The organism is Cohnella kolymensis, assembly GCF_000829465.1.
Taxonomy (GTDB): Bacteria; Bacillota; Bacilli; order Paenibacillales; family Paenibacillaceae; genus Cohnella; species Cohnella kolymensis.
Genome location: NZ_JXAL01000022.1, coordinates 122,607 through 140,499 on the forward strand (window position 1 = coordinate 122,607; position 17,893 = coordinate 140,499).

Annotated in this window: 21 protein-coding genes and 3 tRNA genes; 18 read left to right on the top strand and 6 right to left on the bottom strand. The window is 50.8% G+C overall.

Going from position 1 to position 17,893, the window contains the following annotated elements:
* The first annotated feature begins 158 nt into the window (after nt 1-158).
* The 17 genes from SD71_RS14135 (at nt 159) to SD71_RS14200 (ending at nt 13,484) form a co-directional block, all read left to right on the top strand.
* Complete coding sequence (locus tag SD71_RS14135; protein ID WP_082034255.1) at nt 159-929, top strand: ABC transporter ATP-binding protein; 771 nt, start codon at nt 159-161, stop codon at nt 927-929.
* Nucleotides 895-2,007, top strand: coding sequence for an efflux RND transporter periplasmic adaptor subunit (locus SD71_RS14140; RefSeq protein ID WP_041064324.1), 1,113 nt, complete (start codon nt 895-897; stop codon nt 2,005-2,007). Before SD71_RS14135 ends, SD71_RS14140 begins: the two co-directional genes overlap by 35 nt.
* A gap of 3 nt (nt 2,008-2,010) precedes the next feature.
* Nucleotides 2,011-4,920, top strand: a complete 2,910-nt coding sequence (locus tag SD71_RS14145) for an ABC transporter permease (protein ID WP_041064326.1) — start codon at nt 2,011-2,013, stop codon at nt 4,918-4,920.
* Between the two features lie 4 nt (nt 4,921-4,924).
* The gene (locus tag SD71_RS14150; protein WP_041064329.1) at nt 4,925-5,815 is read left to right on the top strand and encodes an ABC transporter ATP-binding protein; all 891 of its coding nucleotides are present in this window, start codon (nt 4,925-4,927) and stop codon (nt 5,813-5,815) included.
* Nucleotides 5,812-7,329 carry an extracellular solute-binding protein gene (locus SD71_RS14155; protein WP_041064331.1) on the top strand — a complete coding sequence of 506 codons (1,518 nt, stop codon included), beginning with the start codon at nt 5,812-5,814 and terminating at the stop codon, nt 7,327-7,329. Before SD71_RS14150 ends, SD71_RS14155 begins: the two co-directional genes overlap by 4 nt.
* A gap of 74 nt (nt 7,330-7,403) precedes the next feature.
* On the top strand, nt 7,404-8,948 hold the full coding sequence (locus SD71_RS14160) for an ABC transporter substrate-binding protein (protein WP_041064333.1): 1,545 nt from the start codon (nt 7,404-7,406) through the stop codon (nt 8,946-8,948).
* Between the two features lie 250 nt (nt 8,949-9,198).
* The gene (locus tag SD71_RS24225) at nt 9,199-9,363 is read left to right on the top strand and encodes a hypothetical protein (RefSeq protein WP_165418317.1); all 165 of its coding nucleotides are present in this window, start codon (nt 9,199-9,201) and stop codon (nt 9,361-9,363) included.
* An 80-nt stretch (nt 9,364-9,443) separates the two neighbouring features.
* A complete protein-coding gene (locus SD71_RS23670; RefSeq protein WP_152619471.1) occupies nt 9,444-9,602 on the top strand; it encodes a YycC family protein in 159 nt (52 codons plus the stop codon).
* Nucleotides 9,603-9,677: 75 nt separating this feature from the next.
* Nucleotides 9,678-9,754: transfer RNA gene (locus SD71_RS14165), tRNA-Met, on the top strand.
* Nucleotides 9,755-9,780: 26 nt separating this feature from the next.
* Nucleotides 9,781-9,857 (top strand) — tRNA-Ile (locus tag SD71_RS14170).
* A 170-nt stretch (nt 9,858-10,027) separates the two neighbouring features.
* Nucleotides 10,028-10,116, top strand: a tRNA-Leu gene (locus tag SD71_RS14175).
* Between the two features lie 261 nt (nt 10,117-10,377).
* Nucleotides 10,378-10,623: a hypothetical protein gene (locus SD71_RS14180; protein ID WP_152619472.1), complete on the top strand. Its 246-nt coding sequence runs from the start codon at nt 10,378-10,380 to the stop codon at nt 10,621-10,623.
* Between the two features lie 172 nt (nt 10,624-10,795).
* On the top strand, nt 10,796-11,014 hold the full coding sequence (locus SD71_RS14185) for a hypothetical protein (RefSeq protein ID WP_041064338.1): 219 nt from the start codon (nt 10,796-10,798) through the stop codon (nt 11,012-11,014).
* Nucleotides 11,015-11,083: 69 nt separating this feature from the next.
* On the top strand, nt 11,084-11,218 hold the full coding sequence (locus SD71_RS25630) for a hypothetical protein (protein ID WP_268747747.1): 135 nt from the start codon (nt 11,084-11,086) through the stop codon (nt 11,216-11,218).
* A 203-nt stretch (nt 11,219-11,421) separates the two neighbouring features.
* Entirely contained in the window at nt 11,422-11,949 is a 528-nt protein-coding gene (locus SD71_RS14190; RefSeq protein ID WP_052476271.1) for a hypothetical protein, read from the top strand.
* A 40-nt stretch (nt 11,950-11,989) separates the two neighbouring features.
* Nucleotides 11,990-12,682, top strand: coding sequence for a uracil-DNA glycosylase (locus SD71_RS14195; RefSeq protein ID WP_041064435.1), 693 nt, complete (start codon nt 11,990-11,992; stop codon nt 12,680-12,682).
* Nucleotides 12,683-12,692: 10 nt separating this feature from the next.
* A complete protein-coding gene (locus tag SD71_RS14200; protein WP_326998756.1) occupies nt 12,693-13,484 on the top strand; it encodes an SPL family radical SAM protein in 792 nt (263 codons plus the stop codon).
* Here the strand turns inward: SD71_RS14200 and SD71_RS14205 are convergent.
* The gene (locus SD71_RS14205) at nt 13,481-14,425 is read right to left on the bottom strand and encodes an S-layer homology domain-containing protein (protein ID WP_052476272.1); all 945 of its coding nucleotides are present in this window, start codon (nt 14,423-14,425) and stop codon (nt 13,481-13,483) included. The two genes, SD71_RS14200 and SD71_RS14205, sit on opposite strands and share 4 nt — an antisense overlap.
* Nucleotides 14,426-15,150: 725 nt before the next feature.
* Between SD71_RS14205 and SD71_RS14210 the strand changes: the two genes are divergently transcribed.
* Nucleotides 15,151-15,357: an alpha/beta-type small acid-soluble spore protein gene (locus SD71_RS14210; RefSeq protein WP_041064341.1), complete on the top strand. Its 207-nt coding sequence runs from the start codon at nt 15,151-15,153 to the stop codon at nt 15,355-15,357.
* 48 nt (nt 15,358-15,405) lie between these two features.
* Here the strand turns inward: SD71_RS14210 and SD71_RS24020 are convergent, their stop codons facing one another.
* The 5 genes from SD71_RS24020 to SD71_RS23145 all read right to left on the bottom strand — a co-directional run bounded on the left by SD71_RS24020 (nt 15,406) and on the right by SD71_RS23145 (nt 17,321).
* Nucleotides 15,406-15,555, bottom strand: a complete 150-nt coding sequence (locus tag SD71_RS24020) for a hypothetical protein (protein ID WP_161793398.1) — start codon at nt 15,553-15,555, stop codon at nt 15,406-15,408.
* A 127-nt stretch (nt 15,556-15,682) separates the two neighbouring features.
* Nucleotides 15,683-15,868 carry a hypothetical protein gene (locus tag SD71_RS14215; protein WP_041064344.1) on the bottom strand — a complete coding sequence of 62 codons (186 nt, stop codon included), beginning with the start codon at nt 15,866-15,868 and terminating at the stop codon, nt 15,683-15,685.
* A gap of 405 nt (nt 15,869-16,273) precedes the next feature.
* Nucleotides 16,274-16,447, bottom strand: a complete 174-nt coding sequence (locus SD71_RS26265; RefSeq protein ID WP_152619474.1) for a sporulation protein YjcZ — start codon at nt 16,445-16,447, stop codon at nt 16,274-16,276.
* Nucleotides 16,448-16,609: 162 nt separating this feature from the next.
* Complete coding sequence (locus SD71_RS14220) at nt 16,610-16,996, bottom strand: YmaF family protein (RefSeq protein WP_041064348.1); 387 nt, start codon at nt 16,994-16,996, stop codon at nt 16,610-16,612.
* Between the two features lie 196 nt (nt 16,997-17,192).
* Nucleotides 17,193-17,321, bottom strand: coding sequence for a sporulation protein YjcZ (locus tag SD71_RS23145; RefSeq protein WP_082034257.1), 129 nt, complete (start codon nt 17,319-17,321; stop codon nt 17,193-17,195).
* Nucleotides 17,322-17,893 lie beyond the last annotated feature (572 nt).

The following is a 17,893-nucleotide window of genomic DNA, read 5'->3' on the forward strand; positions in this document are numbered from 1 at the left end:
ACAAAAAATGGCCCGGCTGTCGCCGCTTGTCGATATAAGTTGCACATAATCTTTCTTTTTTCTCCTAAAAAGATGATAAAGTTTTAATTTTTCCCGTAACTTTTCATGCCGAATGCTCGTTATAACTATGTATGGATTTGGTAGAAGGAGGAAATTGCATGCTCTCATGGCTGCGCCGCAGCTCTGTGCCGGTGATGACCGGCGAGAAGGAAGAGACCGAGGCGCCTGAGTCAGAGGCAGCGGTGGAGCAGATCGCTTCCGGGCCGCTGCTTACCGTGGAGAATGTGGAACGCTCGTTCGATGTCGGCAGCCACAAGCTCCGCGTGTTGAAAGGGATTAACCTGAACCTGTATTCGCGGCAGCTCATCATGTTGAAGGGTCGGTCCGGCTCCGGCAAGACGACGCTGATGAACCTGATGGGCGGGCTCGATACCCCCACCGAAGGCAAGATTTATTTTCGCGGACAGCCGTTCCACGAATGGGATGACGATCGACGCACGGTGGTGCGCCGGCAGGATATCGGGTTTATTTTCCAAGCATATGCACTTATGCCGCTTTTGTCGGCTTATGAAAATGTTGAATTATCGCTTCGCATGGCGGGCATTCCGCGAACGGAGTGGAAGAAGCGGGTGACTTCGTGCCTCGAGCTAGTCGGCTTGGCCAAAAGAATGCACCACAGGCCGTTCGAGCTGTCGGGCGGAGAGCAGCAGAGGGTCGCGATCGCCAAAGCGATTGCGCATCGCCCGAGCCTGCTGCTCGCAGACGAACCGACCGCGGAGCTCGACAGCCAGATGGCCGCGCAGGTGATGCAGGTGTTCCGCGAGATTGTCGCAACCGAGAACGTGACGATATGCATGACGACACACGATACAACAATTATGGAGGTAGCAGACCATGTCTATGAAATGGTGGACGGCGTATTCGTCTGAGGAAGTGCAGGCGATGTCCATGAGGAAGAAGAATCGGAGGTTGGGCACAGCACTTCTTGCTGCGGTTGCTCTGTCGGTGGCCGTTACAGGCTGCGGCTTGCTGCCGAAGGAACCGGTTGAGGAAGATTTGTCGGCGATCCAGCTTCCGAAGATTTCCGAGAAGCCCAAATACGAAGTGACCACGAAGACGCTCGAAACGACGGTATCCGGCTCCGGCAAGATCATGTCGACGCAGGAGAAGACGCTCTATTTTACGTTGGATGGCAAAAGGCTGAAGAAAATGTACATACAGGCCGGCGAAGTCGTAAAAGCGGGTCAGCCGATCGCCGAGCTGGATGTGGAAGATATGCAGAAGTCGCTCCGCTCACAGCGGCTGGCTTTCAAGAGAAAAGAGCTGGACATGAAAGAGCTTCTGCGCACGCGTGACGAGAAGGATCCCGTCGAGTTCGAACAGGCGATGCTGACATTCGAGGAAGAGCGCCAAGCGCTCGTTGACCTGGAGGAAGATATCGCGAAAGCGACTTTGACCGCTCCGTTCAGCGGCACGGTGGTTGCCGTATCGGTACAGGAGGGAGCGCAGATCAAGGCGTATGACACGATCTGCGTCGTTGCGGATCCGAGCCGTCTGACGGTTGCGGCAACGCTGAGCAAAGATGATCTGAACAAGGTTGCTCTCGGTATGGAGGTTCGGGTTGACGTCAACAATGCGCCCGGGCTGACCGGTAAAGTGAAGCAGCTTCCGCTGCCTGCTCCAGAGAACAATAACGGCGGCGGGCTGCCGGGGCAAGGTCCACAGGTTGAACGGCTTGACCAGTTCCTGTTGGTTGATGTGCCCAAGCTGCCGAAAGAGATCACTCGAGGAACGAATTTATCGGTGTCGGTCATCGTAGACCGTAAAGAGAATGCGATCGTCGTGCCTTTATCGACAATCCGCAATGTCGGTGCCCGTACTTATGTGCAGGTCGCGGAGGATAACGGGACCAAGCGCGAGGTGGATGTTGAAGTCGGACAGCAGACCTCGACGGACGCGGAAATTTTGCAAGGACTAACGCCGGGGCAGAAAGTGGTAGGAAAGTAAACGATGAATGCGCTGATCCGGTTTCTTTTTCGCAAAATGTGGAACACGCGATGGTTGACGCTCAGCACGCTCGCCGGATTGTTCGTTGCGGTGGCATTTACGACCAGCATTCCGATGTATGCGGATGGCGCGCTGAAGCGAGTTGTCGCCCAATCGCTGGTGGATAACAGTCAGGGCTTGCCCGCCGGATCTCTGCTTATTCGCTATCAATCGACCGACGGGAAGACGGATTTATCCGGTTTTGAGAACGTCGACAGTTATATCCGCAAGGATGTGCCGGAAGATATCGGCTTCCCTGCGATGGTTACGCAGCGCAGCCTGACTTTGCGGGGTACGGAAGTGTCGCCGGAGGATCCGACCAAAGTCGATGCGAGCCGCACGCGCAAAATGACGATCGCATCGTTCAGCGATTTGAAGGAACAGTCGGAGATGGCAGGGGGAACCTGGTACTCCGATCGAGCGGCGGCGGATGGCACGATACAGGCCGTCATGATGGAAGAAGCGATGTTCCGCAATGATCTGCACGTTGGGGATGTGCTGCTGTATCCGATCTTCGGCGGATTGGACATCACCCTGAGGGTTGAGATTGTCGGCTCATTCAAGCCGGCGAACCCGGAGAGCGCTTATTGGTATCAAGGCCTCGAAAGCCTGATGAATAACTTGTATATCGCGGATTCGGTCATGCTGAAAGACTTGGCCGAGAAGCAGAATATTCCTTTGCAGATGGCGAGCTGGTACACTGCCTATGATTTGCGGGAAATCCAGACGAGTCAGCTGTCGCCGCTTGCCGGCACGCTGAACCGGATTGACATCGAAGTGTTCAATCGATTGAAAGATACGCATTTGGATATTTCCTTCGCCGATATGCTGGGCGATTTCCGCCGCGACAGCATTCAGCTGCAGACCTTGTTGTTCACGCTCGCGGCTCCGATGATTGCAATGGTGTTTTACTTCATTACGATGAATGCCAGCCAAGCGCTGGAGAAGCAGCGTTCCGACATCGCGGTTTTGCGCAGCCGGGGAGCAAGCACAAGGCAAATCTTCATGCTGTTCTTGCTGGAAGGATCCTTGCTCGGCATCGTTGCGCTGGTGTTAGGCCCGTTCTTCGGATGGTTCATGGCCAAAAGCATCGGATCGGCCAGCGGGTTTCTCTCCTTCGTCGATCGGCAGTCCATTCCGGTCGGATTCTCCTCCGACGGTATGATCGCAGGAATTGCGGCGGTATTGGTGGCGATCGGGGCTGCGGTTATTCCGGCGGTCCTGTTCACCCGGACTTCCATCGTCGATCACAAGCGGCAGATGGCGAGGACGGAGGCGAAGCCGTTCTGGCAGCGATGGTTTCTGGACGTTCTGCTGCTCGGCGTGGCCGCTTACGGCTGGTACTTGTTCAACGAGCGTCAGATGATTTCCTTCAAGACAGGGATGACGACGGACCAGCTCAATGTGCAGCCTTTTCTGTTTTTCGTACCGGCTTTGAGCATCTTCGCGGCGGGACTTGTGTTTCTGAGACTGTTCCCTCTGCTCCTCAAGCTGTTCAATCTGTTATGGAAAAGGGTACTGCCGGTTTCGATGTATTTGACGGTTACACAATTGTCCCGATCGGCCCGGTCTTATTATCCGCTTATGATCCTGCTTATTCTGACGCTCGGACTCGGCGTATACAATTCATCCGCGGCGCGGACGATCGGATTGAACTCCGAAGAGCGGATCATGTATAAGTACGGCTCGGACGTCGTCGTCAAAACGGTCTGGGAAGGGATGGCGGAATTCAAGCCCATCGAGCCCGGTTCGGGTGGAGGCGGCAGCGGCGGCGGGGGCAATGGCGGCGGTGGTGCTGGCGGTGGCGGCGGTTCTCCCGGCGGCGGTGGTGGAGGCCCAGGCGGAGGAGGCGGTGCTCCGCCGACACCGACACGGATTATCTACAACGAGCCTCCGTTTGAAGTGTTCCGCACATTGCCGGGCGTAGAGCATGCGGCGCGTGTGCTCCGCACGCCGGCAAGCCTGACGATTTCCGGCAAGACCGCCGGTCAGGTCACGATCATGGGCATCGACAATGTCGACTTCGCCCGGGTCGGCTGGCTGCGCAAAGATATGTACCGCGTAAATCCTTACAAATATCTGGCCTGGATGGGGCAGGTTCCGCAAGGGGCGCTCATCTCCTCCAATGTGGCCGAGAAATTCGACTTGAAGCGCGGGGACGAAGTCAAAGCCTTGATTCAGGAGCAAGAAGTGTATTTCGCCGTCCTGGACATCTTGCCTTACTGGCCGAGTCAATATCCGCAGCAGACGCCGTTCCTCATTGCGAATCTGGATTACGTATACGACCAGGTTCCGATGATTCCTTATGATATCTGGCTGAAAATGAAGCCCGGCGCCAAGACCGCGCCCATCATCCCGGTGCTTCAGGGCAAAGGGATTGAGCTTGCCACAATCGACGACATGAGAAGCGAATTGGTTACGCAGAGCAAACACCCTGCGCGCGGCGGCGTTTTCGGAATCCTGAGTCTCGGTTTCCTCGTTACCGTCATTGTCTCGTTGTCCGGCTACGTGCTGTTCTGGTTCTTCAATCTTTCGAGACGTGTCGTGCAGATCGGGATCTTACGGGCAATGGGATTGTCTCGGAAGCAGTTGACCGGAATGCTGCTGCTCGAGCAGGTGTTCACCGCGGGATTGTCCATCGCGCTTGGCATCGGAATCGGTAAGCTGACCAGTATCATTTTCTTGCCGTTCCTGCAAACAACGGAAAATTCGGTCAACCAGGTCCCGCCATTCAGAGTCGTGTTCGAAGCTACGGACACGATGCGGCTGTACATTGTCGTTGCAGTCATGATGAGCATCGGGGTCGGATTGCTGATCACCCACATCCGGCGCCTGAAGGTACATCAAGCCGTCAAGCTTGGAGAGGAGCGTTAATTCCATGATCAATTGCGAAGGACTCGTCAAGATTTACAAAGCCGACGATCTGGAAGTTGTCGCGCTCCAGGGGCTGAATCTCTCCGTGAAGCCGGGCGAAATGATGGCCATCATCGGCAACAGCGGCAGTGGGAAATCTACGCTGCTGAATATACTGGGCGGTCTTGACCGCCCGTCCGCCGGTCAGGTTGGGGTCGGGCCTTGGGATTTGCTCAAGATGACCGACGAAGATCTGGTGAAGTACAAGCGGGATACCGTCGGATTTATCTGGCAGAACAATGCGCGCAACCTGCTGCCTTTCCTGTCGGCGCTGGAGAATGTCGAGATGCCGATGATGTTCTCCGGCAAGCTCGATCGCCCTTATGCGAAGCAACTGCTGGAATGGGTCGGCCTGCAAGACCGGATGCACAACAAGCTGCAGCAGCTCTCCGGGGGAGAGCAGCAGCGGGTGGCGATCGCCATCTCTCTGGCCAACCGGCCGCAGCTGTTGCTCGCGGATGAACCGACAGGCTCCGTGGACACTCGCACATCGGACGTCATCATGGATATTTTTCGTAGATTCAATCGCGAACTTGGACTCACAATCGTCATCGTTACGCACGACCTGTCGTTAGCCGGCAAAGTGGATCGGGTCGTCGCCATCCGCGACGGACTCACCAGCACCGAGTTTATCAAGCGCAATACGCATCTGGACGACGCAGTACCTCTATCGGGAGGACACTCTTTGGGGGAGGTGCACGAAGCTTTTGTCGTCGTCGACCGGGTAGGCCGTTTGCAAATTCCCAAAGAGTATCTGCAGGCGCTGACGATCGGCGATAAAGCGACTATGGAGTTCGACGGAGACAAAATCGTCATTACAAAACCGAAATCTCTGGAGGGGGAAGAATCCGCATGACTGAGCGCAAGTCAAAAGTTCGCAAATGGCTGCTGACGACACTGGCACTTACTTTACTTATTCCTTTATTGGCGGCATGCAACACGAACAAAGGGGACAATAGCGACAATCGCCGGACGCTTCGAATCGGCACGATGTACGGAAGCAAGCAGGATGAATACTGGTTCCGCCAGCAGACGACCGATCTTTTCGAGTTTTCCCATAGCAACATAGATATCGAGATCGTTCCTGCGATTGACTACAACGAGATGCAATTTGAAAATCAAGGCAAGGGACCGCAGAAGCAGCCGGATCCATTGGAAAAAGTGAAAGCGATCATGACAGGCGCCAACCCTGTTGACGTCATGATTCTGGATATGAACGTGCTCAGACAATTGGTGGATGAGAATCTGTTGAAGAATCTCGAGCCGCTGCTGAAAGAAGATGAAATCGATACGAGTGAATTCGTGCCGACCGTTATTGAAGGGATCAAGGATCAAGGCAATGGACAGCTGTACGCGCTGACGCCGAGCTTCATGCCTTCCGCGCTTTACTATAACAAGAAATTGTTCGCGGAAAAAGGAGTCACACCCCCGAGAGACAACATGTCATGGGACGATGTGTTCAATCTCGCCCGCCAAATGAAATCAGGAAGCGGTAAGGATTCGGTGTACGGGTTCACTTTTAACGCATGGGGATCCGGCGAGAACTATTACGATGTGCAGACGTTCGCCGCTCCGCTGGAATTGAAAATGTTCGACGACAAAGCGGAGACGATGACCGTTAATAATCCGAACTGGAAGTCGGTATGGGAAACCGTCACCAAGTTGTACAAAGACCACGTCATGCCGAGTCAACAAGATATGCAGGCGATTTACGAACAGCCACAGAAGGAAGGCGAGCCGTACAATCCGTTCCAAGGGCGGTTGTTCCTGAACGGCAAAGTGGCGATGACGATTGGAAACTACGGCCTGATCAGCGAGATTGAGCAAATGAATGCGAACGCCGACAAGCTGAAGATGCAGAAGCTCGAATGGGAAGTCGTGACTTCACCGTTCCACAGTGCCAAACCGGGTGTGGGCGGGGAAATTTTCCTCAACCAGCTGGCCGGTATCAATGCGAAAGCAGCGAATCCAGACGATGCGTGGGAATTCGTGAAATTCATGAACGGCAAAGAGTGGGCGAAATTCAAGTCGCGCAGCACTTATGAAATGCCTTCCCGCATTGAGTTCGTAAAACCTCGCGAAGGTCTCAACTTCAACATCGCAGCCTTCACCAAGATGAAGCCGGCTCCTATGCAGAGAAGCTTGAAAGACGAGGCACTGTACCGTGAGAAGCCGAATCTGAACTTGGTTTTCGAATTGGGATCCAGGTATTTTATGGAAGTTACTCAAGGCAAGAAGTCGGTAGATGAGGCCCTGAAGGAATGGGAAACCAAAGGAAATGATCTGCTGCAGAAAATCAAAACGAATCCGACCGGAAATATCGAAGGCGTTTTTGACGACGTATACGGCGGCGGTAAACCAGGGCACTAACATTGTTGAACAACACCACGCATCAGTCACTTTGTCCGGCTGATCGCGTATTTTTTTGACGGGGGGAAGCAGTAATGATAAAGAAAAGTTTGGTCAGACGTACATACATGGTGAGCATGGTTCTGATTTTCAGCTTGCTGGTAAGTTTGCTCAGCGCGTGCAGCACAGGCGGCAAAGATAATAGCGAGGAACGCCGGACGCTCAGAATAGGGATGATGTACGGGAGCAAGGAGGATGAAACCAACACCCGCCAGCAGTTCACGGATCTATTCGAGTTCTCCCACCCGAACATTGATATCGAAATTGTGCCTGCCATCGATTGGGGCCAGATGAGATATGCGAGCCCGGAAGAGCAGCGGAAGCAGCCGGATCCGATTGAACGGGCGAAAGCGATCATGACAGGCACTAATCCTGTCGACGTGATGATTCTGGACACGGGTGTCATGGGTCAGTTAGTGGCGGATAATCAGCTTTTGCAGCTGGATTCGCTGATTAAGGAAGATGAGCTTGATTTGGAAGGAATCGTACCGGCAGTGCTGGATAGCATCAAAACGGAAGGTGACGGGAAGATATACGGACTGTCCCCAACGTTCTCCTCTAGTGTACTGTTTTACAACAAGCAATTGTTCAAAAAAGCCGGTGTAGACTTCCCGCGGGACGGAATGAGCTGGGACGAAGTGTTCAACCTCGCTAAGCGACTGACGTCCGGATCCGGCGACAGCGCGCAGTTCGGGCTAACGCTTAACCCGTATGGAGGGAGCAACGGCTTCTGGGCGGCTCAAGAGTATGCAAGGCCATTGAGACTGCGTATGTTCGACGACAGCGGCGAGAAAATGACCGTCAACACGGAGAAGTGGCGGAAGGTATTGACGGACATCGAGACTTTGTCCAAGGATCACGTCATACCTTCCAACCAGGATATGCAATGGAAAGAGCCTGCGCGGGGCGAGCCGAATAACCCTTATCAGGGGCAGCTTTTCTTGGCGGGCCGAGTGGCTATGACCGTGGGATATTATAATACGATTAATGATCTGATCGGAGCTAATGCGCGCGCGGACAAAGTGAAGGGAGCTCAGAAAATCGATTGGGACATGGTGACTATGCCTTTCCATTCGGAGCTGCCGGGGGTAAGCGGTAACTTCTATGTTTCCCAACTCGCGACCATTAACGCCCAAGCGCAGAACAAAGAGGATGCCTGGGAGTTCATCAAGTTCATGAATGGCAAAGAGTGGGCGAAGCTCAGATCGAGAAACACGTATGAGATGTCCGTCTACCAAGAGTACATTAAGCCTCGAGAAGGCATGAGCTATAATGCTGCGGCTTTCTATAACGTGAAGCCGATGCAGATTTCCCTGTCCAGGAAGGAACAGGAGCTTTACCGCGAGAGGCCGAATCTGCACCTCGTGTCGCAGCTGGCAGATATGATCTTCAGCAAGGTCGACCAGGGGCAGATGACTATCGATGAAGCCTTGAAGCAATGGGAAAGCCGAGGCAACGATTTGCTGCAGAAGATCAAGCTTAATCCTGACAAAGAAATGCCGGGGGTTTTCGACGACCTGCAAACGGGCGGACCGGGTGTTAAATCGGATGGATCAGCAAGTGCAGCCCCCGCGGGCTGATCTTGTTGTGCTCAGACTGTCGGCCAAGCGGCCGGCAGTCTTTTTTCGTTAGAGGAACTGATTCCGCTATTCGTCATATTGAGGGGTCGACGCACGGAGTAACGGAACTCTGTTCCGTTATTTTTGTGTTCGGAAGGTTGCAAACACAGTTGCGCCGCGGTTTTATTGTAGTTTCACAGGGTAATGGATTTTAAAAAGCGGCGAACCCGTGCATCCTATTAATGGGAAAGAAGAATGCGGAGGGAATCTCATGAGATGGATCTATTGGTCGAGATTATACGACAGCAAATTTCAAGCCGGATGCCTGGTGCAGCGTATGGAGCATGACGGTTGGGTGTTCGGCATCGATATGCCGAGGGAAATCGAGGTTTTTCGTTCCCGTAAGGGGCGTTACGGTGTTCGTTACGTGCCCTGAGGCGGAACGGGTGGTTGTTGGCAACTCAGCAATCCTGTGCTAAGCTGATTCCAAGGCTCACAATGCAGGGAGAGACATTCATGCGACCTATGCCGTTATCGGCGGAAACCGCCCAGAAGCTGGCTCAGTATATGAAGGTGCCGCTCGAACATCTAATGCATATGCCGCAGCATATTTTGCTGCAGAAGCTTGCGGAGATGGCGAAGGCCGACACAGTGGATAAACAGCAAGAAGAATAAAATGCTTGACGTACAGTTATGCATGTAGTATATTATTTCTTGTCGCCATTTAAATAGCGATGACATACACAACGACGCGGGGTGGAGCAGCCCGGTAGCTCGTCGGGCTCATAACCCGAAGGCCGCAGGTTCAAATCCTGCCCCCGCAACCAATAACCTTTTCTCATGACCGAGACGAGGGCCCTTAGCTCAGTTGGTTAGAGCGGTCGGCTCATAACCGATTGGTCGGGGGTTCGAGTCCCTCAGGGCCCACCACAGTAAGATATTGCACTACATACGCTAATAACCCGAAACCCCCTTCTCCACAAGAGATCGGGGTTTTTTTTAACGGTTAAAATCATAATCCCAGTGATTATTAATATTGTTTGACCAAGGCCCATTCCGCGTGTTAATATATTCTTCGTTGACTGTTAGCCACACATTATGCCGGGGTGGCGGAATTGGCAGACGCACAGGACTTAAAATCCTGCGGTAGGTGACTACCGTACCGGTTCGATCCCGGTCCTCGGCACCATTACATAATCAAAATGGATGTAAGCTCCTTCAGTATCTGACGATAATTCGGATGCCGCTAAGGAGTTTTTTATTTGTCATTACAACCGAAGCGAGGAGCTAAAGAAATAATGGTAACGATGATAAGCCGCCATGGTACGACTGGGATGAATGGGATAGTGAGAAAGGTGAGCTGAGCCCAGATGCTTCTCCGGAGGTCGTCAAAGCATACGAGAAGGCAAAGAAAAAATATGACCGGGAATTTCGTCAGGCTTCCGAGCTAATGGACAACCTACTTTTTCCAATCTATGAGGAACCTCCACTCGTTGACGATGTAATGAGCGGTCAAGCTCAGCTGGGCTATTTTATTTCTGCGATGAAAAGGGCTGGGCTTGATCGGGAGCAGATCGCGAAAACTTTGGAAGCTTATGATAAGGCATATAAGATGCCGCCGTATAAAGCGACACGGATCTACCACGATTTTCATAAACAAAAGAAAAAGCGATCGCAAAACAAGGATATAGAATAACGACAACCTGGTAAGATGGATGAAAGGGACGGGATCCAACATGGACGACACGGAAAAACAAAGCTCAGTCGACTTTCATACTAAAATTGAGAAATATACTGACCGCAGCGTTTAATCTCATGAACTATTATTATTTGGGAAATAAACCGCTAAAGGGGAGGAAGGAATACTGATGGTGAACGACGCTCAAAACGAACAACTGATGTTCTCGCTCCTCCACGAGCTGAGCCGAGATATGAAAGAGATCAAGGATATCACAAGCAGGATCCTCGATAAGACACAGAGGATCGCTGACCGTCCGCGATATATAGATCTGTTCAGGGAGCCATTGTCTAACATCGCCGATCTGGATGAACGGGAGCGCGTATGGAAAGAAACTAACAAAAGATGAGCTCTGCTCAAAGAAATCCTAAACAAGATCGACGCTCTGCAAGCCGGACTGGACGAACTAAGAGTAGAGATGAAAGCAGAACAAGAGGAAATGAAGCAGAGGCTCGATAAGATTTGCAACACAGTCGAGGGTATCAAGGAGCAAACGGCTCATGTCACGGATAAGACGTTTACGCTCGCTGAGATTATCAAGGCAGCGAGGTAAACAGCAAGAGTCAGGGCAAACGCTCCGGCTCTCTTAAATACTACATATAACGACGTGGGCGAAGCCCTCGGCGAGAGGGATCGGTTATTTACAATCATCTATTGCCATTTATGTTGAACCTGTTTAAAGATGAATTAACTGGCCTGATAGAGAAAGCAAAGGGTCAGACAAAATTCAGGTAGTAGCCACCGGGAGATATACTAATGGGAATCACAGTAACTATCGAAACGAAGAGGTTAACATTCAAAAAGGAAGAACTGGAACGTTGGAAGTCAGGCGACAGAGAGGACTGTCCGGACGGGTACTGTAAAAGACTTCCTAACTCATATGGCTTTGGTGAGTACGTAGTGGGTCGGCATTTTCAAAGACAAGGGTATTTGTGGATTCACCATGACTTCAATCTGTTTGGATACAATAAGCCTGGCAAATATCCGTTGGCGGAAGAGGTATTGATTCGCTGTATCGGCAAGGACGAATACGAGAACATGCGTAAGCTGTTCCATATGTTTAAGCCACTCGAAGAGCCGGACTTGCTCATTTACAAACCTGACTTCTCTGAGATTAGGTTTGCGGAAAGCAAAAGGCGGGATACAGGAGATAAGTTAAGGGAAGCGCAGATCATAGGGCTGTCGCTTATATCTTTGATGTTAAAATGTGAAGTTCAAATATTCGAGGTTGTTGAAGAGGGTAAGCAACAACCGCCTGCAGCCAACGTTACATGGTCATTTTGAAGGAGCTGTGGCATCATGTTGTACGCTGGGAGGAATGGATGTGCAGATTGAGTTAGGCAACGACTGGGGACAGATTCTGAAGGAGGAAATGGAGCAGCCTTATTTTCAGGAGCTTGTGCAGCGGCTGGATGACGAATACGAACAATACACGATCTATCCCAAGAAGCCGGATTTATTCCACGCGCTGAAGCTAACCCCTTATAAGGATGTTAAGGTGGTTATTCTTGGACAAGACCCTTATCACGGGCCGGATCAAGCTCATGGATTGAGCTTTTCCGTGCTGCCGGGTATCACTCCGCCTCCTTCACTCAAAAATATATTTAAAGAACTTGAACAAGACCTCGGCTCTACCCCTCCCAATCATGGCTGCTTAGAGCATTGGGCCGGACAAGGCGTGCTGCTGTTAAATGCGGTGCTGACGGTGCGGGAAGGACAGGCAAATTCGCATCGCAAGCTCGGATGGCAGCGATTTACCGACAAGATTATTGAAACCCTAAACGCCCGTGAACATCCGATGGTGTTCATTCTCTGGGGCCGCAACGCGCAGGAAAAAGGAAGCTTCATCGACACATCGCGCCACTTGGTCATCCAGACTGCGCATCCGAGTCCGTTGTCGGCGCGCACAGGGTTTTTCGGAAGCCGCCCATTCTCGAAGAGCAATCAATTTCTGAAAAAGAACGGCATAGAGGAGATCGATTGGCAGATTCCGAGTCTCCAGCCGGCGCCGAAATGAGTACGGCCAGATGGTTAACACCGACTTCCGGTTATTTGCAGGGGTACAGCCACACCTTGAATCCTTATGTCGGCTGCACATTCGGCTGTTCATTTTGCTATGTGCGGCGGCTGCCCCTAGGGCTATCAAAAAAGAACCGTGGGGAAGCTGGGTAAACGCGAAAAACGGGGATCCTGCGAAAGTGACGGATGAAATCATGAAGGCAAAAAGAAAAGGGCCTGTCACCGTGTTTTTCTCCTCGGCGACAGACCCTTATCAGCCGCTTGAAGCGACCGCTAAAGTTACACGTGCTTTATTGGAAGCAATGGCAGCGGAACCGCCGGATTTCGTGCTGCTGCAAACGCGAAGCCCGCTGGTCGTTCGGGATATCGACGTGCTGCAACATTTGAAATCCAAAGTGAGAGTGAGCATGACCGTCGAGACCGATCGCGATGACGTACGGCGTATCGTCACCCCTTCGGCTCCGCCGATCGCGGGACGCCTTAAAGCCCTGCGCGACTTAAAAGCGTCCGGCGTCGACACCCAGGCGGCCGTCTCACCAATATTGCCGCATTCAACGTCGTTCCCCGAGCTGCTTGCCGAGGTGGTACCCCGTGTCGTCGTTGACGACTACTTTCGGGGCGACGGCAGCAAAGGCCGCCGAAGCGAGCTTCTGGGCATGCGTCAGCTTTATGGCAGCCAAAGTTGGATGGAGTGGTACAATCCAACTCAAATGGATCGCTTGGTGCACAACCTGCAAACGCACTTCCCGCCGGAAGCGATCGGCATTAGCGCTGGCGGCTTTGCACCGCCGAAGCTTTAGCCTCTTTTTCTAACGGATACGGATTGGCTCGGATGTGGCACAGATGGATCTTGTTCACCCAATACCGGTGTATACTTAGCCGATATATACGCGACTGCCTTCACTTCTGTAATGACTTGAGCGTAGAATGCTGCCGGGTCAGGCATAATGACACGATAGTTGATCACTGCCTTGTCGCCGCGGAATTGGATGCCGGAGATGTCGATCCCGTAGCCCGGGTGCGGTACTGTTGCAGAGATGGTCACACGAACGACGTCGTTCCATGCGAATTCCGTGTTCATTCTAATGTCCTTCAGAATTGTCGTTTCCGGATTTGCCGGAACCGGAGGAATCGGTGTCATCTTCTTCACGAAAGCAATCGCTCTCGTGAGCATGGATGTTGCATCCCCGCGAGTGATGAGCTGCTTAGGACGGAAATTCTTTTTGCTGTCCAATGAAGCGATTTTTGCGATCAATACTTTCTGCACACTTTCCATGTAGGCCTTGTTAACCAGCTTCGCATCCGCCATCTGGATGAAGATCTCGACCCATGCATACTCGCCGGTGCGGTTAATGGCCTGCAGCAGCCAGTGTGAGAACTGTTCACGGGTTACTTTGGCCGCCGGATCAATATTGCGAGGGACGTCAAGGCCATTCAGATGCGCGATGATGAAAGCTTGCGCATAAGGAGCGTTATCTTTCACCCTGGTGAAGTAATCGCTGGCTTTCGGTTCCTTGATGAAACGCATGTTGTCGATGTTCAGGTGCATCCCGTTCACGATCATGGAAATCGCTGTTGCTGCAGTTATGGAAGCTTTCTGCTCAGACCTGCGGTCATCACCGCCTCTATGATCTCTGTCATCGTCGTCCCCGTTTTTCGCGAACACCGTTCCGCCCAGCACCATACTGAACATCGCCATCAGCATAAGTACCAGCAATGGTTTTTTCAATTTTCCACTCATCAATTGTTTCCTCCCGGATATGGTTTAGCTTTCCCTATAGGTACACCCTAAACGCTTCATATCTGGTAAATGTTTCATTCATAAGGAAATAAAAGTAAAAAAATTAGTAAGCCGATCAACCGCTTCTCTTCGCCATGAGTTTCTTAACCGCTTCTTTCGGCGACCAGCAGTTGAACTTATACGCGGGCTTTGTCTCATAACCCAGGCGAATGCATTTGTACGACACATGGGAGTCATTCTTCACCACTCCAAAATGTACGCAAGTCGCACAACAATGATATTTGTCCATACTCACTCTCCCGAGTCTTTTAATGTATCATACCAGACAATATACAAAACCAGCGACCGCATGGGCCGCTGGTTTTTTGTAATCTCTATATTCGTTACCGTCTTCTGAATCCAAAGAATCCACCTGCTATTAAGATGATCACAATAATAACAATCCACATTGTCGTACTCATAATATCAACTCCCTTTCCTTCTCTTTCTATACACCTCCCGCGCTCTTTTAAAACCGGGTAAGTCCTATGCCAAAATCAGGAGCAAGCTTAAGATGCCGGTAAATTTATGCATAAGAGGAAACACCGGGAATCACAATAAGGAGTAAGATGAGGTGGCTGCCGGGTGACGAAGAAAAAGGGCTGGATCAAGTATGTGGTCGTAATCGTATTGCTCGTAATTTGGTGCGGCTTTGCAACTTACAGGTGGGGATGAGGTGACGAATAATGCCAAGACGAAATCAGCCGTTGGTACCCCAAGCATATGCCGCTCTTGAGTTATTGAAGTATGAAGTCGCTCAGGAGCTCGGGATCACACTTTCTCCGGATGGATATAACGGCTACATAAAGACCAGGGATGCCGGCGCAATCGGTGGAAATATGGTACGCCGCATGATCCGGATGGTAGAGCAGCAGTTGTCCACCCGAGTGTGAGAGATAAATGAAACAACAAGCTCCGGCGGGCGGCCGGAGCTTGTTGTTTCATTGCTCTTTATCTGTGATATGAACGATATCCTCCTGCAAAGTACGATCCTCGGTAACAGGGGTCATATCTCTGCAGCTGTTGTTCTCATTCTCTGTTCCGTCGCGCAATCTTTCCAGGATTGCAGAGTCATTTTCGGCTTCCGACATCAGTTTTACTCCTCCTTCCCGCAAATCACGCCGGTTATTTCGCTCTTCCCCCTTGCGAACCTCTGAACCAGAAGTACGCAATCACCGCCGCAACCACAACAATCGCCCAAATCACGATTTTCACCCCCTAAGGTTCATCGATGTACTCTTGTCTATCGGCCATTTTAGTGATCGCATCAGCAAGCCTCTTGTCGTCCGCATCTGCAGCATTATTCTCGTTCACCAGCTTCAGATCTTTGCTGTTATCGTTTTCTAACAAGGTCTCGGGATCGGCATCGGCCGCATTCACTAAATTGTTCTTTTCCAATGGCATTTTGATTCCTCCTTTCGGATTAGAGTTTGCTGTTTGCCGGAATTTTAACCTGAATTTGACAACAAAATAAAATCCCCGCCGGCGAGTGTCTCAGCGGGGAGTACATTTTCACTATCGTCAAAGAGATAAAATTAACGCATTAAAAACTGAAGCGGCTGCATCTTTATCGGAACAAAAATATGATGAGTATCAAGCAAAATCAACTGAAACGATAAAAGAGATCAACAATATTCGGTCTCCGAGGGGTTAGGGGCGAAGGTTACCTGGTGTACGGCAGAGAGAAGTGTAACGGTTGAAAAACAAGGCGGACCCCCGCGCAGCCACACAGATTGATATGAGAGTTTTATTGAAAGTAAAAAAACACCATGCTCAATTAGCCATGGTGTGAGGACAAAGCAACTTTTACTAAAATCCGGCTCGTAGGATAATAACCAACAGAATGAAAAGCACCAATGCGAATGCAGCTGTTCTCCCACCACCATAACCTGCGCAAGAGGCACCAATACCACCATATCCGCCAAAACCACCATATCCGCCAACACCATAGGGTACACCACCAGGAAGAAAACCCGTAGAGATCACCTCCGGTTTTTTATTGTGACAGTCCCTTCATCACCTTGTTATCTTATGTAGGGATAAGCATACGGTCAGTCCATTAGCACAGATCAATCAATAATCCGCACATACACAACGAATCCCCGCTTGGCCTAAGTGGCTGGCGGGGATTTTTCGTGTTCGACTTTATTCCTCAATACCGGTATTGCCTTGGTACACATGGGTGTGTGGTATCCTGCCATTCTCAGTGGTGTGACCTGCAAAATAATGTATGTGACCTCCATCCGCCAATGGAATAGCTGGGCCGGTCATGCCGCTGATAATATGGGTATGGCCATCGTCAAATGAAGTGACGGCGTAATAACCATGCGCGTGTTGTACGCCGCTTTGTGCTGGTTCGGTTATACCAGCGTATTCATGTTGATGTCCGATGTCAAAAGAAGTTGTTCCCTCAAAAGGATGAACATGAACCGCCCTGCCATCCCATGAAGTAATGTAAAGTTTATGGGAATGGGATGAATCGGCCTCATCGTCCGGTTCATCGACAATGAAGCCTGTTACAGGAATCGCCATGAACTCATTACCATCTCCTTATTATCGTGATTTAGGTTTCATCAGCTTATGTTATCTCCATATCGTCCGTCCACGGCTATTACCAAAGAAGATAAGAATCAAAAGAGCAGGAAGCATATAACCTCACTGCTCTTTTCATGCTTGGACCGATTACTGATCGCTAATTTGGCATGTAATGTAGAAATAAAGCGACTTATTAATAGCCTCCAATACCACTACGAAGGATAATCACCAACAAGATGAAAAGCACCAATGCGAATGCAGCTGTTCTCCCACCACCATAACCTGCGCAAGAGCCGCCAAAACCACCAACTCCGTAAGCCATTTAAATCTCCTCCTCTTTTTGTAATCGTGTTTATTTAACACCCTGTCAATGTATGGTACGGATAAGCATACGGTCAGTTCATTAGTACAAATCATACAAAACCCGCATCAGTACAATCACTCCCGGTTGTCCATGATGGCTGTGCTGGATCTCTGGGTTTATGAGAAACCAATTTCCATACGGAAACTGTGGTTCGGCAACCGAAACTCCGCCATTGCTGATGTATTGGCGATCACTGCAAATGTTGGACGTATCCCCCTTACGTTTATGAAAAATGTCCATACAATATCCATTAAGGAAGAGGGGAGGGAATTGATTTGGAAGAACTACATTATTTTTGCCGAAGTTGCATAAATCGCCACGTTCGTGTTTCTACTGTAGATGGACGGGTTCATGAAGGTGTACTCCTTCATTTTGACGGTGATAATATTTATCTGGATGGATCCGCCGCTTTTATCTCAAATAAGGTAAGCATAAAAGGATTTCGATCTCGAAATTTTATTACAACTCTCGTGCTGTTCGATATATTAGCAATTGCTTTGTTAGTTTAAGTCTATATCGACTCCACTAAC

What these genes read in the sequence shown, in the direction of transcription:
- SD71_RS14185 (WP_041064338.1), top strand. Translation starts at nt 10,796, where the DNA reads ATGGTGAACGACGCTCAAAACGAACAACTGATGTTCTCGCTCCTCCAC.
- SD71_RS14160 (WP_041064333.1), top strand. Translation starts at nt 7,404, where the DNA reads ATGATAAAGAAAAGTTTGGTCAGACGTACATACATGGTGAGCATGGTT.
- SD71_RS23145 (WP_082034257.1), bottom strand. Translation starts at nt 17,321, where the DNA reads ATGGCTTACGGAGTTGGTGGTTTTGGCGGCTCTTGCGCAGGTTATGGT.
- SD71_RS25630 (WP_268747747.1), top strand. Translation starts at nt 11,084, where the DNA reads ATGAAAGCAGAACAAGAGGAAATGAAGCAGAGGCTCGATAAGATTTGC.
- SD71_RS14190 (WP_052476271.1), top strand. Translation starts at nt 11,422, where the DNA reads ATGGGAATCACAGTAACTATCGAAACGAAGAGGTTAACATTCAAAAAG.
- SD71_RS14145 (WP_041064326.1), top strand. Translation starts at nt 2,011, where the DNA reads ATGAATGCGCTGATCCGGTTTCTTTTTCGCAAAATGTGGAACACGCGA.
- SD71_RS23670 (WP_152619471.1), top strand. Translation starts at nt 9,444, where the DNA reads ATGCGACCTATGCCGTTATCGGCGGAAACCGCCCAGAAGCTGGCTCAG.
- SD71_RS14155 (WP_041064331.1), top strand. Translation starts at nt 5,812, where the DNA reads ATGACTGAGCGCAAGTCAAAAGTTCGCAAATGGCTGCTGACGACACTG.
- SD71_RS14200 (WP_326998756.1), top strand. Translation starts at nt 12,693, where the DNA reads ATGGTTAACACCGACTTCCGGTTATTTGCAGGGGTACAGCCACACCTT.
- SD71_RS14210 (WP_041064341.1), top strand. Translation starts at nt 15,151, where the DNA reads ATGCCAAGACGAAATCAGCCGTTGGTACCCCAAGCATATGCCGCTCTT.
- SD71_RS14150 (WP_041064329.1), top strand. Translation starts at nt 4,925, where the DNA reads ATGATCAATTGCGAAGGACTCGTCAAGATTTACAAAGCCGACGATCTG.
- SD71_RS14205 (WP_052476272.1), bottom strand. Translation starts at nt 14,425, where the DNA reads ATGAGTGGAAAATTGAAAAAACCATTGCTGGTACTTATGCTGATGGCG.
- SD71_RS14135 (WP_082034255.1), top strand. Translation starts at nt 159, where the DNA reads ATGCTCTCATGGCTGCGCCGCAGCTCTGTGCCGGTGATGACCGGCGAG.
- SD71_RS14180 (WP_152619472.1), top strand. Translation starts at nt 10,378, where the DNA reads ATGGACAACCTACTTTTTCCAATCTATGAGGAACCTCCACTCGTTGAC.
- SD71_RS14140 (WP_041064324.1), top strand. Translation starts at nt 895, where the DNA reads ATGTCTATGAAATGGTGGACGGCGTATTCGTCTGAGGAAGTGCAGGCG.
- SD71_RS24225 (WP_165418317.1), top strand. Translation starts at nt 9,199, where the DNA reads ATGAGATGGATCTATTGGTCGAGATTATACGACAGCAAATTTCAAGCC.
- SD71_RS14220 (WP_041064348.1), bottom strand. Translation starts at nt 16,996, where the DNA reads ATGGCGATTCCTGTAACAGGCTTCATTGTCGATGAACCGGACGATGAG.
- SD71_RS14215 (WP_041064344.1), bottom strand. Translation starts at nt 15,868, where the DNA reads ATGCCATTGGAAAAGAACAATTTAGTGAATGCGGCCGATGCCGATCCC.
- SD71_RS24020 (WP_161793398.1), bottom strand. Translation starts at nt 15,555, where the DNA reads ATGTCGGAAGCCGAAAATGACTCTGCAATCCTGGAAAGATTGCGCGAC.